At 61.7% G+C, this 14,806-nt stretch carries 15 protein-coding genes and 1 pseudogene; 2 read left to right on the top strand and 14 right to left on the bottom strand.

Annotation, left to right across the window (positions count from 1 at the left end):
- Positions 1–62 precede the first annotated feature (62 nt).
- The 4 genes and pseudogenes from BS630_RS08250 to BS630_RS08230 form a co-directional block, all read right to left on the bottom strand.
- Positions 63–902 carry a transporter substrate-binding protein gene (locus tag BS630_RS08250; protein WP_017956578.1) on the bottom strand — a complete coding sequence of 280 codons (840 nt, stop codon included), beginning with the start codon at positions 900–902 and terminating at the stop codon, positions 63–65.
- 182 nt (positions 903–1,084) lie between these two features.
- Positions 1,085–1,323, bottom strand: a pseudogene (locus tag BS630_RS38410) (methyl-accepting chemotaxis protein); the annotation flags it as partial.
- Between the two features lie 21 nt (positions 1,324–1,344).
- Positions 1,345–1,992: a TetR/AcrR family transcriptional regulator gene (locus BS630_RS08240; RefSeq protein WP_077977014.1), complete on the bottom strand. Its 648-nt coding sequence runs from the start codon at positions 1,990–1,992 to the stop codon at positions 1,345–1,347.
- 349 nt (positions 1,993–2,341) lie between these two features.
- Positions 2,342–2,590, bottom strand: a complete 249-nt coding sequence (locus BS630_RS08230; protein WP_077977063.1) for a plasmid stabilization protein — start codon at positions 2,588–2,590, stop codon at positions 2,342–2,344.
- 143 nt (positions 2,591–2,733) lie between these two features.
- On the opposite strand from BS630_RS08230, the gene BS630_RS08225 reads away from it, so the two are divergent.
- Positions 2,734–4,551: a methyl-accepting chemotaxis protein gene (locus BS630_RS08225; RefSeq protein WP_077977013.1), complete on the top strand. Its 1,818-nt coding sequence runs from the start codon at positions 2,734–2,736 to the stop codon at positions 4,549–4,551.
- A gap of 27 nt (positions 4,552–4,578) precedes the next feature.
- On the opposite strand, the gene doeB is transcribed toward BS630_RS08225, so the two are convergent.
- From doeB to ehuR, 10 genes are all read right to left on the bottom strand, one after another.
- Entirely contained in the window at positions 4,579–5,586 is a 1,008-nt protein-coding gene (doeB, locus tag BS630_RS08220; protein WP_077977012.1) for a N(2)-acetyl-L-2,4-diaminobutanoate deacetylase DoeB, read from the bottom strand.
- Between the two features lie 7 nt (positions 5,587–5,593).
- Positions 5,594–6,775 carry an ectoine hydrolase DoeA gene (gene doeA / locus BS630_RS08215; RefSeq protein ID WP_077977011.1) on the bottom strand — a complete coding sequence of 394 codons (1,182 nt, stop codon included), beginning with the start codon at positions 6,773–6,775 and terminating at the stop codon, positions 5,594–5,596.
- A gap of 32 nt (positions 6,776–6,807) precedes the next feature.
- Positions 6,808–7,800 carry an ectoine utilization protein EutC gene (eutC, locus tag BS630_RS08210; protein ID WP_077977010.1) on the bottom strand — a complete coding sequence of 331 codons (993 nt, stop codon included), beginning with the start codon at positions 7,798–7,800 and terminating at the stop codon, positions 6,808–6,810.
- Positions 7,797–8,798: a hydroxyectoine utilization dehydratase EutB gene (gene eutB, locus BS630_RS08205; protein WP_077977009.1), complete on the bottom strand. Its 1,002-nt coding sequence runs from the start codon at positions 8,796–8,798 to the stop codon at positions 7,797–7,799. Before eutB ends, eutC begins: the two co-directional genes overlap by 4 nt.
- Before the next feature lie 4 nt (positions 8,799–8,802).
- On the bottom strand, positions 8,803–9,582 hold the full coding sequence (eutA, locus tag BS630_RS08200) for an ectoine utilization protein EutA (protein WP_077977008.1): 780 nt from the start codon (positions 9,580–9,582) through the stop codon (positions 8,803–8,805).
- A 2-nt stretch (positions 9,583–9,584) separates the two neighbouring features.
- Positions 9,585–10,244 (bottom strand): ectoine/hydroxyectoine ABC transporter permease subunit EhuD, encoded by a 660-nt coding sequence (gene ehuD, locus BS630_RS08195; RefSeq protein WP_077977007.1) that lies wholly within the window; start codon positions 10,242–10,244, stop codon positions 9,585–9,587.
- Between the two features lie 4 nt (positions 10,245–10,248).
- Positions 10,249–10,908: an ectoine/hydroxyectoine ABC transporter permease subunit EhuC gene (gene ehuC / locus BS630_RS08190; RefSeq protein ID WP_020047068.1), complete on the bottom strand. Its 660-nt coding sequence runs from the start codon at positions 10,906–10,908 to the stop codon at positions 10,249–10,251.
- Between the two features lie 81 nt (positions 10,909–10,989).
- Positions 10,990–11,838, bottom strand: a complete 849-nt coding sequence (gene ehuB, locus BS630_RS08185) for an ectoine/hydroxyectoine ABC transporter substrate-binding protein EhuB (protein ID WP_077977006.1) — start codon at positions 11,836–11,838, stop codon at positions 10,990–10,992.
- Between the two features lie 56 nt (positions 11,839–11,894).
- Positions 11,895–12,680 carry an ectoine/hydroxyectoine ABC transporter ATP-binding protein EhuA gene (gene ehuA / locus BS630_RS08180; RefSeq protein WP_020047070.1) on the bottom strand — a complete coding sequence of 262 codons (786 nt, stop codon included), beginning with the start codon at positions 12,678–12,680 and terminating at the stop codon, positions 11,895–11,897.
- Positions 12,681–12,802: 122 nt separating this feature from the next.
- Entirely contained in the window at positions 12,803–14,188 is a 1,386-nt protein-coding gene (gene ehuR, locus BS630_RS08175) for a MocR-like ectoine utilization transcription factor EhuR (protein ID WP_077977062.1), read from the bottom strand.
- 101 nt (positions 14,189–14,289) lie between these two features.
- Between ehuR and BS630_RS08170 the strand changes: the two genes are divergently transcribed.
- On the top strand, positions 14,290–14,787 hold the full coding sequence (locus BS630_RS08170; RefSeq protein ID WP_077977005.1) for an Lrp/AsnC family transcriptional regulator: 498 nt from the start codon (positions 14,290–14,292) through the stop codon (positions 14,785–14,787).
- Positions 14,788–14,806 lie beyond the last annotated feature (19 nt).

The raw sequence follows: 14,806 nt of genomic DNA, 5'->3' as shown, positions 1-14,806 counted from the left end.
TCGGCATCATGCTCTCACTCTTTAAATGCAGAGCGGGAAACATGTCCCGCTCCGCATGGCTGTTACTTGAACTCGACCGGGAAGCCGATCTGCGGCGGCGTCAGATCTTTGCCGAACCAGGTCTTGAAGGACTTGGCGTAAAAGTCGAATTCAACGCCGGTCATGGCTTCGTGCAGGGCGGTGTTGACGAAGTTCAGCCAATCCTGATCGCCGCGCTTGACGGCACAGGCATAGGTCTGCGGGTTCCAGCCGTAGCCGGCATCTTTATAGCGGCCCGGGTTCTGCGTCATGTACCAGGCGAGCGACGACTGGTCCGTGGCGACTGCATCGGCGCGTCCTGACTCCAACGCCTGATAGATCAAGTCGACGGAATCGTATTGGTCAACGGTCGCCTCCGGCAAGGCCGCATGCACCATTGCCTCGGCATAAACGTTCTGGAGAACCGAAATGGTGACGGAGGAGCCGGCCGCCTTGAGGGTGGCGTAGTCGGCATATTTGCCATCCGCCTTGAGCATCAGGCCGACACCCTCGCGATAATAAGGAATGGTGAAGGCAACCTGCTGGGCGCGCTCGCCGGTAACGGTCATGAACTGGCAGGTGATGTCGACTTTGTCGGTGGTGATGTTCGGAATGCGGGCGTCGGAGGACTGGTTCACATATTCGATCTTCTCAGGATCGCCGAAGAGCGCCTTGGCGATGATATGGCCCATGTCGACGTCGAATCCCTGAAGCTTGTCGTCGGCGCTCTTGAAGTGCCAAGGCGCATTGGTGCTGCCCGTGCCGAGGACGAGATGGCCGCGGGCCAGCACTTCATCGAGCTTGCTGCCTTCGGCCAGCGCAGGCGTGGACAACAGAGCGGCGACGGCCAGCGACATCACGCCGGTGCGAAAGGAAATGGTCATGGCGTTCCCCTTATGGATGATTCCTACTGTTCCAGTATAATGGACGCATGTCTGTTTTACTGGAACAATGTTATGAAGTGCCATCAAGGATGAATTGTCAATGGGTCATGCCGAAAAAACGCGCAGTGGTGCGCGTGGCGATTTTTTCGGCGGTGCAGCATTCTTTTTTTCAGAGGTTCGACGCGTGCCGCCTCGACGATCGCCGTGACGTTGGTATTGATTTCGTCAACCTGACTGGCGATTTCCTGGAGCGTGGACCCGGCATTCGTGACGAGGGCGACACCGTTTGCGACATGGAAACCGGAGGCTGTGATCAGGCTCTTTATCTCCTTGGCGCTTTCGCCGACCGTTGCGCCAGCTCACGGACCTCCTGGGCAACAACCGCAAAACCCTCGCCGGCCTCCCCTGCTCGTGCCGCCTTCCAGGATTTTTCGAATGCGCTTTAGGCGGCGCCGACGCCTGCGGCAAAGATGGCAATGCAGCGGCGAAGATGGGCAAACAGTTGAGCCCGATCGGGCCAGGCCCGCGCGCGCCCTTCCGGCGGACCCATGCCGCCGAGGATCATATCCATCAGCATCCGGGCTCCGCTCGCCGTATCGTCCAGCGTCAATCTGCCTTCCGACCGGCGTTCGCTCAGCCAGTCGGCGAGATGCTGGCGGCTGGCAAGCATGCCTTCGCGCTGCAGGATATCGACAAGTTCCGGAAATTGCGCCGCTTCGCGAAAGACGAGCTGCAGGAAGCCGGTGCGATCGGCATCCTTGTCCTCGTCCATATCGATCATGAAGATACGTTCGAGGCTCGCGGCGATCGAGATATCTTCAACAGGCCTGGGCAGATCGAGCATCAGGCGTCGATGCGCGCCGACCACGGCAGCAAACAACTCTTCCTTGCTCTCAAACAGCTTATAGAGCGTCTGCTTCGAAACGCCCGCCTCGGAAGCGACGATCGCGGTCGTGCTTCCGGCGTAACCGTATTTGACGAAAACGCGGCCGGCGACTTCAACGATATGCGCCCGCTTGTCCTCGTCGCTGGAAACTTTCGGCCGGCCCCGCTTGCGCGGCTCAGCCGCAGGCTCGTCGACACTATCCATGATGGTCTAGACCGCTCTGCCGAAATGCGTAGCGACGACCTGAGAACGTAGACTACGATTTCTGAGGGATAGTGTTCTCGGTTGTGGCATTAGTGATTTCGATTTAAGGAACTAATCAGTTCCGCAATGTGCGTTGCGTCCCCACCTCCCTAGCGATGGAGCGCTTATGACGACCATTTCCACTGCAACATCAGTCACTTCCTATTCCTATAGCAAGCGCCCGACATCCGCGTCCCAGGACATCTTATCCTCTAATACGGTTTCGTCGGCAAAAGCAACCAAAAGCGGGCTGCTCGACGGAGAGACGTCGAGCAGCGCCGATCCGATATGACGTTGATATCGAGAAAGATCAAAGTTCGATGCCCTTGTGTGCCCGCCTGTCCTCTTTGATAACTGATTCAAGGTCGATATCCGTGGCACTTTGCTGCAGAAGACGAGCATAGAAGGTCGTGGCTGCCTCGCGGCCGGCTTCCCGTATTTCATACGATTCCAGAGCCCGCTCAACGATGTCAGCTGTTGAGCGATTTTCGCGCCGGGCAAGCCGATGCGCAAGATCGCGTGCCTTCGCACTGCGCGCGGAAAGTCGAGGTTCAGCCATCTCGGTCACCACAAGTATTCAGGGTCCTGATTTTGTTCCGATGTCTAAAAGAATTAACCATATCTCAGTGGTCTTACGAAATAATGCCATACGTAGATCAGGCATCTCGAAGCAGAGAGGCCAAAAGTTATTTGGAGACAGTCTTGGCACTTACCATTGCTCGTAGTCTAGTGGCGTTTGGCGTCGCCGTTTCAGCCGGCCTTTTCATGTCGATCGGTTTGCAGCAATCGGCGCTCGAACGGCTGAAAGTCAACGGGCCGGTTTACGAGCAGGTCGTCTACGGCAAGGATTTGATCGCCGATATTCTGCCGCCGCCACTGTTTGTGGTCGAATCCTACATGCTGTCCTTCGAGGCGAGCAAATTTGCGGAGCTCACAGAAACCAATCTTGCCAAGATCGCAAATCTCAAGGCCGCTTACGACGACCGCCGCGCCTATTGGAAAACCACCCGCCTGCCGCAGGCTTTGAAGGACGAACTTGAAAACGATGTCATCGCCAAGGGCGATACATTCTGGGGGGTGATGAACCGTGAGATCATCCCGGCCCTGAATGCCAAGGATGAAGACAAGGCGCATGGTGCGATCGAGCAGCTGCGCGTCGCCTTTCATTCGCACCAGGACGCGGTCGAGAAACTCGTTGCCAATTCCGACGCCTTCCTGAAGGGCGAGGAGCGTAATGCAGCCTCGGAGATCGTCACCTGGACGATCTATGCGGGTGCTGCGGGCCTCGGATCGTTCGGGCTGTTGCTGGTGGGGCTTTATCTCCTGCGTCACCGAGCAATCGTGCCGCTTGATGGCATGAAGGCCTATATGGGCAACCTTGCCGAAGGCGACTTTTCGACCGAAGTTCCCTACGCCAACCGGTCCGACGAGATCGGAGCCATGTCCAAGGCCGTGGCGGTATTCCGCCGCAACGCGCTCGAGCGGCAGGAGGCGCAGAGGCGCGAGACCGCACTACGCGATGCGGAATTTGAGCGCGAACGCAGCCAGCTGGCCGAAAGGGCAGCCGAGGAGCAGATCCGCGAAACGGTGATCGATCGGCTGACATACGGCCTGGAACAGCTATCGACCGGCAATCTCGATTGCCGGATCACGACGCCGTTCGCCACCGCCTACGAGACTTTGCGCGCCAAGTTCAACGACAGTATGGACGCGCTTTGCGCGTCGATGGCGGAGATCGCCCAGACCTCCAAGCAAGTGGGCAGTTCCTCGGCCGGCATCACCGATGCAGCCGACAGCCTTGCCTCGCGCACGGAACAGCAGGCCGCGATGCTCGAAGAGGCCACAGCCGCGCTCGATGAAATGAATGTCAAAGCCAAAGACGCCTCCGACCATGCCGGCAGGGCGACAGGCATGATGGCTCAGACCCGCACCAGCGCCGAACATTCGGCGGCCGTCGTTCGCGAAGCAATCGCCGCCATGGAAAGGATCGAAGGCTCGTCCTCTCAGATTGGCGCCATCGTCAATGTCATCGATGAAATCGCCTTCCAAACCAATCTTCTGGCGCTCAATGCCGGGGTTGAAGCCGCACGTGCCGGCGAAGCAGGCAAAGGTTTTGCCGTCGTGGCGCAGGAAGTGCGCGAACTTGCCATGCGCTCGGCCAACGCCGCCAAGGAGATCAGAGCTCTGATCTCCACCTCCTCGGCCCAGGTCTCCACCGGTGTGGAACTCGTCAACCGAACCGGCAAGGCGCTCCTGGAAATCGAAGGGCAGGTCAAGCAGGTTGCCGGCCTGATCGCCCGCATCGTGTCGGTGTCCTCCGAACAGGCGGTGGCGATAGGCGAGATCAACGCCTCCGTCAACGCGCTTGATCAGGTCACGCAACGCAACGCAGCCATGGCCGTCGAAACCGCCTCGGCCTGCCGGGCGCTCGGCAGCCAAACGCAGACGCTGGAAGGGGTCGTAAACCGCTTTCAGATCGATGCTGCCGCCAGCGGGTCAAGACCGCAGAAAGCTGCCTGACGTGTGATCGTCGAAACCCATTCTGTTCTAGCCGTCAACAATCGCCACCACGGCAACGCAGTCACCAGCCTTGACCAGCCCGGGGAAATGCCTGGCACAGAGAATTCCGTTCATGCCGGCGCGGATCTCGCGGGGGCCTACCCCGGTCCGCCCGGTCGGATAGATGCGAGCGATGATGGCATCGTCCGTGACGGCTTCACCGAGATCGATGACAGGTTCGATCAGCCCGCCCTCCTCTGCGAAAGAGAAGCAGCGACCGTCCGGCATGTCGAGCCAGGTCGTCGGACCGGGATCGACTGCGCCCGCGACGATCCCGGCGTGGCGCAGCACGTTCATGGTGCCGCGCTTGGCAATCGCCGCACTTTTGGCCGTGGCGGTGCCGCCGCCGCCGAGTTCCGTGGTGATGAAGATCTTGCCCATCTCCTCGGCAGCGGTGTCGTACATGCCGACCGCATCGATCTCCAGCATCTTCATCGAATAGGGAGCGGCAAAGGCCCTCACGAATTCGAAGGCTTTTTCCTCCTGTTGCTTGTTCGGCAGGATGTGGGCTGCGCAGAACGGCAGAAAATCGAGCGTCTTGCCGCCGGAATGAAAATCGAGGACGAGATCCGCCATCGGCAGCAGCACACGGCTGAAATAGTCGGCGATCTTCTCCGTCACTGTGCCGTCCGGCCGGCCCGGGAAGCTGCGGTTCATGTTGCCCCTGTCGATGGGCGAGGTTCTGGTTCCCGCCAGGAATGCCGGATAATTCATGGCCGGGACGATGATGACTGTGCCCCTCACCTCTTCGGCCTTCAGCGAGCGGGCAAGATCGAAAAGCGCAATCGGTCCTTCATACTCGTCGCCGTGATTGCCGCCGGTCAGCAAGGCCGTTGGCCCCTTGCCGTTCCTGATGACCGTTATCGGCACCATCACCGATCCCCAGGCGGAATCGTCGCGGCTGTAAGGCAGGCGCAGGAAGCCGTGCTGGACGCCCTCGGCAGCGAAATTGACCGTCGCGCTGATCGGCGACGGCCGCAAGCCAATCTCTGTCATGACAGCCTCAATCCTTGACCATCAGCCTGCGCGGCACGTTCGCGAAGCACTCGACACCGCTCTCGGTGATCAGGATGCTCTCGGTCGTCTCGAAGCCCATGTCGTCGAGCCAGAGACCGGTCATGAAATGGAAGGTCATGCCCGGCTTCAGTTCCGTCCGGTCGCCCGGCCGCAGGCTCATGGTGCGTTCGCCCCAGTCCGGCGGATAGGAAAGGCCGATCGGATAACCGGTGCGGTTATCCTTGACGATCCCGTATTTCTTCAGCACGGCGAAGAAGGCGTTGGCGATATCCTCGCAGCTATTGCCGGGTTTGGCGACCGCAAGACCGGCTTCCATGCCCTCCAGCGTCGCCTTTTCGGCGTCGAGAAAGGCCTGCGTCGGTTTGCCGAGGAAGACAGTGCGCGATAGCGGCAGGTGATAGCGGTTATAGCAGCCGGCGATCTCGAAGAAGGTGCCCTCGCCCTTCTTCAGCGGCCGGTCGTCCCAGGTCAGGTGCGGTGCGGATGCCTCGACGCCGGACGGCAGTAGCGGCACGATCGCCGGATAATCGCCCCCGATCCCGTCGACGCCGCGGGTGCCGGCATCATAGATTTCCGCGACCAGATCGCACTTGCGCATGCCGACCTCGATCTTGTCGAAGATGCGGGCGTGCATCGCCTCGACGATACGGGCGGCATTACGCATGTAGCCGATCTCGGTCTCGCTCTTGACGGCTCGCTGCCAGTTGACGAGGGCGGTCGCGTCGACGAAACGCGCATTCGGCAAGTGCTTCTGCAGCGCCGCAAAGGCCGCCGCCGAAAACCAGTAATTATCCATCTCGACGCCGATCGTCAGCTTACCGAAGCCGCGCTCGGTCAGGATGCCCGAGAGGTAGTCCATCGGATGGCGCTCGGTCGACTGCACGTAGTGATCGGGATAACCGACGATGTTGTCGTGTTTCAGATAGGCGGTGAATTTGGCGCCGTTGGCATCCTGGCCGCGGCCGAACCAGATCGGCTCGCCCTGCGGCGGCACGATCACTGCCTGGTGCACGTAGAAGGACCAGCCGTCATAGCCGGTCAGCCAGGCCATGTTCGACGGGTCGCTGACAACAAGCAGGTCTAAGCCCTTCGTCTCCATGGCATGCCGTGTCTTTTCCAGCCGCGCGGCATATTCGCCGAGCGAGAATTTGAGTTTGGGCTGGGTCATGTTTCTTCCCTTCTTTTCCGGCGCCGCGCCGGTCAGCTTTCGAACGTGGTCCCGGCATTTGCCGCGCCGGCACGGGCAAAGGCGAGCGTGGCGATGGCGGTGTCCTGGATGCCGGTCCCGGTCAGGTCCGCAATGGTGATCTGGTCGTTGCGCGTCCGCCCCGGCGTCCGGCCGGCGACGATCTGGCCGAGCTCGGCAAAGACCGCGTCATCTGCGACCAGGCCGGCATGGATTGCGTGATGCAACTCGCCGAGGCGCCGCGTCTGCTTCAAGCTGTCGGCGACGTAGACGTCGGCAACCGCAATGGCGGCCGGATCGATCTCGTTCTTGTGCTCAGCATCCGAGCCCATGGCGGTCAGATGCTGTCCGGGTTCCAGCCAGCCGGCGTCGATGATCGGGGTTTCCGACGGCGTGGTGGTGACGATGAGATCAGCGCCGGTCACCGCACCTCTGGCGTCCGCTATCGCGGTGACGGGAAAGCCGAGCTTTGCGGCCAATTCCGCTGCCACGCTCTGCGCCTTGGCAGCATCGCGCGCCCAAATCCTCGCTTCGCGGATCGGCCGGACCAGCGTCAATGCTTCGAGCTGCAGCCGCGCCTGCATGCCCGCACCGAAGATCGCGGCCACGGACGTATTTTTCCGCGACAGATGTTTTGCCGCCACAGCGCCGGCTGCTGCGGTGCGCACGTCGGTGAGATAGCCGTTGTCCAGCAGCAGCGCCTGCACCAGCCCGGTTCGGCTCGACAGCAGCACCATCATGCCGTTGGTGCTCGGCAGACCGATCTTCGGATTGTCGAAGAAGCCGGGGCTGATCTTGATCGCGAAGCCCTCGATGCCAGGCACATAGGCCGTCTTCACATCGACTTCGCCCCGATATTCCGGAATGTCGAGCCGCAGGATCGGCGGCATGGCGACGGCCTTGGTCGCAAGTGCAGCGAAAGCGGCCTCGATGCAGGCGACAGCATCTCGGTCAAGCCCGATGATTTTTCTCAGTTCCGCTTCCGTCAGAATGATCATTCGGCTCATAGGCCCTCCTCGCGATAGAGCGGCTGAGTCCCGTTGATCACCCGAAGATGCTGTTCCATGTCGACATTCTGCCCGGACAGGATCGCTACGATAGGACCGTTCCCCACAATCTTCCCGGCAAGAAGCGCTGCAATGCCGACCGCGCCAGCGCCTTCCACAACCTGGCGTTCGCAGGCATAGGCATGGCGCATGCCCGCGGCGATTTCCGCCTCCGTCAGCAGGATGATCTCGTCGAGAAGGTCGCGGCACATGGCAAAGGTGACGCGATTGTCGAGGCCGATCCCGCCGCCGAGCGAGTCGGCAAGGCTCGGCACTTCCTCCACCTGCACCGGGCGGCCGGCATCGAGGCTCGCCTTCATTGCGGCACCCTTCTCCATCGTCAGGCCAATCACTTTGGTCGTCGAACTGATGCCTTTGACTGCGGCGGCAACGCCGGCCGCCAGGCCGCCGCCCGAGAGCGGCACCAGCACGATTGCCGTCTCCGGCACCGTGTCGATGATTTCGAGCCCCAGCGTTCCCTGCCCGGCCACGACATCAGGATGGTCGAAGGGCGGCACCATCACCAGCCCCTCCTCGCGAACCAGCCGGTCGACCTCCTGCTGCGCCTCGTCCTGCGATGATCCAACGATGCGGACATCGGCCCCGAGGCGGCGGATTTCCGATACCTTGTTCTCCGGCACCAGCCGCGACATACAGATGGTCGCAACGGCGCCTTCCGCCTTTGCCGCATAGGCAAGCGCCCGGCCGTGATTTCCGGTCGAGGCCGCGACGACACCACGCGAGCGCTCGGCCGGCGACAAGGACAGCACCGCATTGGTCGCACCGCGCAGCTTGAAGCTGCCGGTCGTCTGATGATGTTCGAGCTTGAGATGGACCGGCACGCCGGCCAATTCGCCAAGTGAAGCGGACTGCACCATCGGTGTGGCGAGCACGCGGCCGGTAATCCGGCGCGCCGCAGCGCGGATATCCTCCAGCGAAACGGGCAAGGTGCTCACCATGATCTCAGCCTTCCCGGTAGGACTTGGTCATCAATTGACCGAGTTCGGGCCGCGCCCCATCGTCGCCGCAAAGCCGCAGGCAAGCCCAGGCGGTCGCGAGATTGCTAGTGACGACCGGCTTGCCGATTTCAGCCTCGATCCCAGCCGCGACCTCTGCTGCCCGCACCGCCGTACAGGAGATAAACAGCGCGTCCGACTGCGGTGCCAGCGCCTGGCGCGCGAAGGCAAGGATCTCGTCCGGTGCGATCCGCGCCATCTCGCGATCATCGGTCAGGCCGAGACAGGTGAAGCGGTCGATCGCAAAGCCGAGCTCCGCGAAATAATCCGCCATCGGCCGGCTGGTCTCGATCGTATAGGGCGTCAGCACCGAAATCCGTCTGGCGCCCAGCGCCTTCAGGCCGGTCACGGCGGCAGCCGTCGGCGTCACGACGGGCACGCCGGGCTTGGCCGCATGGATCGCCGCTTCGATGTTCCGGTCGCCGATCACCACCGAGGCGGAGGTGCAGGAATAGACGATGGCATCGAGCGCCTCGTCCGGAAGGATCAGTGCCGCGCCTTCGGTCAGCGACGGCTGCATCTTCAGGAGATTTTCCGGCGTGACCGGATTGGCATAATGGATGCGACTGACATAGACCCCGAGGCGAGCGCCGGCGACCATGCGCTGGAAGTCGACTTCCGTCGTGTGGTCGGTCGCGAGGATGACCAGGCCGATGCGTTTTTCCAGCGGCCGATCCTCCAGCCGCGGCGGCCGGCCGGCAGCGATGATCTCGATCTCTACGGTCATGGTCAGTTATCCATCCTGGCGTAGCGTTCCTCGAGCCAGCGTAATCCCACCACCGAGATCAGGCTGATGACGAGGAAGAAGACGCCGACCAGCGTCATCGGCTCGATGTAGCGGTAGTTGCTGTTGGCGATGCTCTTTGCCTGGTTCATGAGTTCGAGCACGGTGATCGCCGAAAGCAGCGGCGTTTCCTTGAACATGGCGATGAAATAATTGGCGAGCGCCGGGATCATCGGCGGAATCGCCTGCGGCAGGATCACGTGGATCCAGGCCTGGCGCGTCGACAGATTGGTGGCCTTGGCCGCCTCCCATTGTCCGCGCGGCACGTTCTCGATGCCGGCGCGATAGACCTCGGCGGTATAGGTCGCATAGTGAATGCCCATGCCGATGACGCCGGCGACCAGCGGCGCCAGCCGGATGCCGATATCCGGCAGCACGTAGAAGATGAAGTAAAGCTGCACCAGCAGCGGCGTGCCGCGGATGAATTCTGAGACGAAGGCGACCGTCCTGGAAATGCCAGCGACCGGTGATCGCCGTGCAATGGCGAGCCCCAGGCCGGCGATCATGGCGACGGCAGCGCCGAGGATGGTCGCAAGAAGAGTGATCTTGAAGCCTTCGAGAAGGGTCGGCATGATCTGCCAGACGAAGTCCCAATCCCATTCCATCTGATCAGGTCCTTATGCCGTCGAGGCTGCGCGCCATCCGCCGCTCCAGCCAGCGCATCGTCGCGGAGATCGCCGAGGCCATGAGGAAATAGAGGATGAGGATCGTCGCGAAGGGCACCAGCGTATTGCCGGTCTGCGCCCGCACCACCTGGGCCTGGAACGTCATATCCGTCAGCGAGATCAGCGACACGACAGCCGTGCCCTTCAGGAGTTCGATCGCATTGTTGCAGAAGGTCGGCAGCATCAGCGGCAGCGCCTGCGGCAGGATGACGTGACGCATGCGCTGATATCGCGAAAGGTTGAGCGCGATGCAGGCTTCCGACTGTTCGCGCCCGACAGCCTTGACGGCGCCACGCACCACTTCCGCCGCATAGGCGCCGACATTCAGCCCGAGCGCCAGCACGCCGGCCTGCAGCGGCGTCAGGGTCAAGCCTGCGAAAGGCAGTACGAAATAGACCCAGAAGAGCTGGACGAAGATCGAGGTGCCGCGGAAGAACTCGATATAGGCCGTCGCCAGAGCCCGCACGGCGAAGAAGCGCGATAGGCGGCCGAGGCCCGCCAGGAAGGCCATCACCAGCGCCAGCGCAGACCCCATGATCGTCAGTTCGAGCGTCACCAGGGCGCCCTCAAGGATCAGTGTCAGATAGCCGGACCATCCCGACATCGGCAGCTCACTTCTCTTCTCTGGAGATCGTTCGAGGACGATCCGGCCATGCCCATGGCATGGCCGGCTGCTTACCCTTTGTTACTTCGCCGCGGTGCAGAGCTTTTCGCGGCTCGTCGACATCGCCGCCTTGGCCGAGAAGCCGTAGGGCTCGATGATCTTGGCGAATTCCCCGGATTCCTTCAGCTTCTTCAGCTCAGCGTCGAAGGCGTCGCGCAGTGCAACGTCCTGCTTGCGGAAGGCCGCGCCATCGCAATAGACCGGGGCATTGACGACGGGAGCGACGGTTTCGAGGTTCGGATCGTTTGCCTTGGCCATCAGATCGTGGATCGACAGAACCGGCAGCGAGTAGACGTCGATGCGGCCGTCCTGCAGCATCTTGATGCCGCTCTGGCCATCCGGAACGACGATGACGCGGTCACGCGGCACGCCGGCCTCGAGCGCCAGTTTTTCCTCGGTGCCGCCGCCCGGCGCGCCGATCTTGGCGTCCGGATTGTCGGCGATGTCCTTGTAGCTCGTCAGCTTCAGCGGGTTGCCCTTCTTGAGAGCGAAAGCTTCGGCGTCGCAAAGGATCGGTTCGGAATAGGCGACGGCAGCGCAGCGCTCGGGCTTCATGAAGAGGCCTGCGGTGATTGCGTCGTGGCGGCCGGCCTGCAGGCCGGGGATCATCGCGCCATATTCCGAGATCGAGGCGACCACTTCCTTGATGCCCAGCTTTTCGAAGATTGCGCGCGCCACATCGGGTGCGGCGCCGGACACCTTGCCGTCGGCGCCGACGGCGGTGAACGGCGGCTCGTTGGCGATGGCGATACGCGCAAAGCCTTGCTCCTTCAGCTGCTCGAGCTTGTCATCGGCGGCGGAGGCCGGGGCGGCCGTCATGACCAGAAGCACCGACAGGCTGGCGGCGCTCAAAAGATATCCTGTTTTCATCGTTCCCAACTCCTCTGATTTTCCTTGAGTTTTGTTCTTGCGGGCAATGTCTGAGTTCAGACGCGGTGCCCCGCCGCAATGATCTTGCGTAGGAAAGTCTGCGTCCTCTCCTGCGTCGGATTGCGAAAGATGTCGCTCGGCTTGCCTTCCTCAACGATCTTGCCGCGATCGAAGAACAGCACACGGTCGGCGAAATCATGGGCAAAGCCCATCTCATGCGTGACGAGAAGCATGGTCATGTCGGTCTCGGAGGCGAGCCGCCGCATGACGTTCAGCACCTCCTCGACCAGCTCCGGATCGAGCGCCGATGTCACCTCGTCGAACAGCATGATCTTCGGCGACAGCGCCAGCGCCCTGGCAATGGCGACGCGCTGCTTCTGCCCGCCGGAAAGCTGCGCCGGAACGCTCTTTGCCTTGTCGGCCAAGCCGACCATATCGAGAAGCTCCATCGCCCGCTTTTCAGCCACGGGCCGCTTGATACCCTTCGTCAGCATCGGCGCCAGCGTCACGTTGTCGAGCACGCATTTATGCGGGAACAGATTGAAATGCTGAAAGACCATGCCGATCTTTTCGCGCATGCGATGCAGATGCCGTTCATCGGCCGGCACCAGCCCACTGCTGCCAGGCATGTGGTAGAGCTGTTCGCCGTCGACCTCGATATGGCCGCCGCTGATCGTCTCCAAAGTCATCAGAATGCGCAGGATCGTCGTCTTGCCGGAGCCGGATGGCCCGATCAGCGCCAGCTTCTCGCCCGGCATGACATTCATCGACAGGCCGTCGAGCACGGTCAGCGGGCCGTATTTCTTGACGATGTTGTCGATGCGGATGATGGGCGGAAGCATTCATGTCTCTCCCTGTTGAGACAAGCAATGTCCTAACGATGACGGTCCATCAAAATCATGTCAATTCGTAAAATAATATCATGACAATTATTCTGCACACGCTCAAATACAAGGCAGCGGCATCAGATCGCAAGCAGCAGCTCTTCCGGATTGCCTTGCGCCAATGAGGCGACGATGCCGAGCCCCGTCCGCAGCTCGCTTTCGGTTGTCGAGCCAAGCGAGATGCGCACGGCTGGCGTCCAGCCTTGATCGCCGGTGTGGAACGATTTGCCAGGCGCGATCGCCACGCCGCGCAGCCTTGCCTGCGATACGAAGCCGTCCTCCGTATGATTGCCTGAGAGCGGCAGCCAGACGTGCAGGCTTTGCGGATGCGCCCGGTACGGCAGGCCGGCCAGCATCTCCGCCGCGATCGCGTGCCGGCTCAAAAGGGCACGGCGCTGCCAGTTGACCAGCTCCATCGCCGTGCCGTCGCTGACCCAGCGGGTGGCGATCTCGGCCATGGCAGGCGTCGCCATCCAGTTGGAGACGAGATGCCGATTGGCGACGGCGGCGACATAGCGGTCGGGCGCGGTGAGATAACCGATCCGCAGGCCGGGAACAGTAATTTTCGTGAAGCTCGTGACGTAGAGTGTCCTCTCCGGCGCAAACGCGGCCATCGGCGGTGCACGACCCTCGACCATCGGGCCGAGAATGTCGTTTTCGATGATCGCGATATCATGTTTCGCAGCGACGGTGGCGAGCGCCTGCCTGCGCTCCGCGCTCATCAGCGCCGCCATCGGATTGATCACCGAGGGCTGCAGGAAAATGGCGCGGATCGGTCCCTTTCGACAGGCTTCGTCCAGCGCTTCGGGGATCATGCCCTCCTCGTCGATCGCCAGCCCTTCGAGGTGCAGACCGAGATAGGTGGAGAGCGGAACCAGCGTATGATGGCTGATCGCTTCGGTCGCGACCGTCGAGCCGGGCGGGGCGACGCTCATCAGCGCCACCGTCATGCCCGATGTCGCACCGTTCGTCACGCTGATGTTCAGCGGCGATACCTCCAGCCCGCAGCGCGCCAGCCATTCTGTAGCGACCGCGCGATGGCGCGGAAATACCATGTTCGGCCTGAACGAAAGGGCCGAGCTCGAAGGCAGGTTTTCGGAAAGCCAGCCGAAAGCCTGCCGCAGCCTTTCCAAATGGATCTGCTCGCAGACCGGTTTCAGGATCGAAAGATCGATTACCTCGCCCAGCCGTTCCGGCAGATAAGGCGGTTCCGGCTCGCGCGGCCTAGTCTGGACGAAGCTGCCGCGTCCGATCTCGCCGGAGATCAGCCCCCGGCGGATCAACTCGTCATAGGCGCGGCTGACCGTCTGCACGGAAAGATCCAGATCATCCGCCATCTTGCGGTGCGGCGGCAATCGTGTGCCGTCGGAGAGCTTGCCGTCCGTGATCGCGCTTGCGATCTGTTCGGCAAGCGAGAGATAGGCCGGCCGGCGAAGTTGCGAGGGATCGGGGCGCCACTTTGTCATGATTTCAACACTGCTGAAAATCAGTTCAATTGACAATGCAAAAATGCGCTCCCATTGTCTTTTCCCTGCGTTTGAAATGATTTCTTTCTAAAGAAAGCACCATGAAGCTCGACGCCATCGACCTGCGCATTCTCGACGCCGTCCAGCGCGACGGCCGCATCACCAAGCTGGCCCTGGCCGAAAAGGCCGGGCTGTCGCCGACGCCGTGCTGGATGCGGCTGCGCAAGCTCGAAAAGGCGGGCGTCATCACCGGCTATCACGCGCGCATCGCGCCGCGGCGGATCGCACCGGTCGCCAGCGTGATGATGGAAGTGACGCTCGCCAACCATCGCCAGGCGGATTTCGAACGCTTCGAGCGGGCCATCAGCGCAATCCCGGAGATCGTCGCCTGCTGGTCGGTCGGCGGCGGCGTCGATTACATCCTGAAGATCATCGCGCCCGATATCGATGCCTATCAGCGGCTGGTCGACGGGCTTCTCGACCGCGAACTCGGCATCGACCGCTACTTCACCTACATCGTCACCAAGACGGTGAAGGAGGACACAGTCCTTCCGGTCTCTTCCTTCACCGCCACCGGTGAAGAACAGACCGCGTCGTAGACAATCTCTCTGCCAGGGC

Origin of the sequence: Rhizobium laguerreae, from assembly GCF_002008165.1 — a bacterium.
In the GTDB taxonomy this organism is placed as follows: Bacteria; Pseudomonadota; Alphaproteobacteria; order Rhizobiales; family Rhizobiaceae; genus Rhizobium; species Rhizobium laguerreae.
The sequence above is the reverse complement of the archived record's forward strand: the minus strand, read 5'-3'. Positions and strand labels throughout refer to the sequence as shown.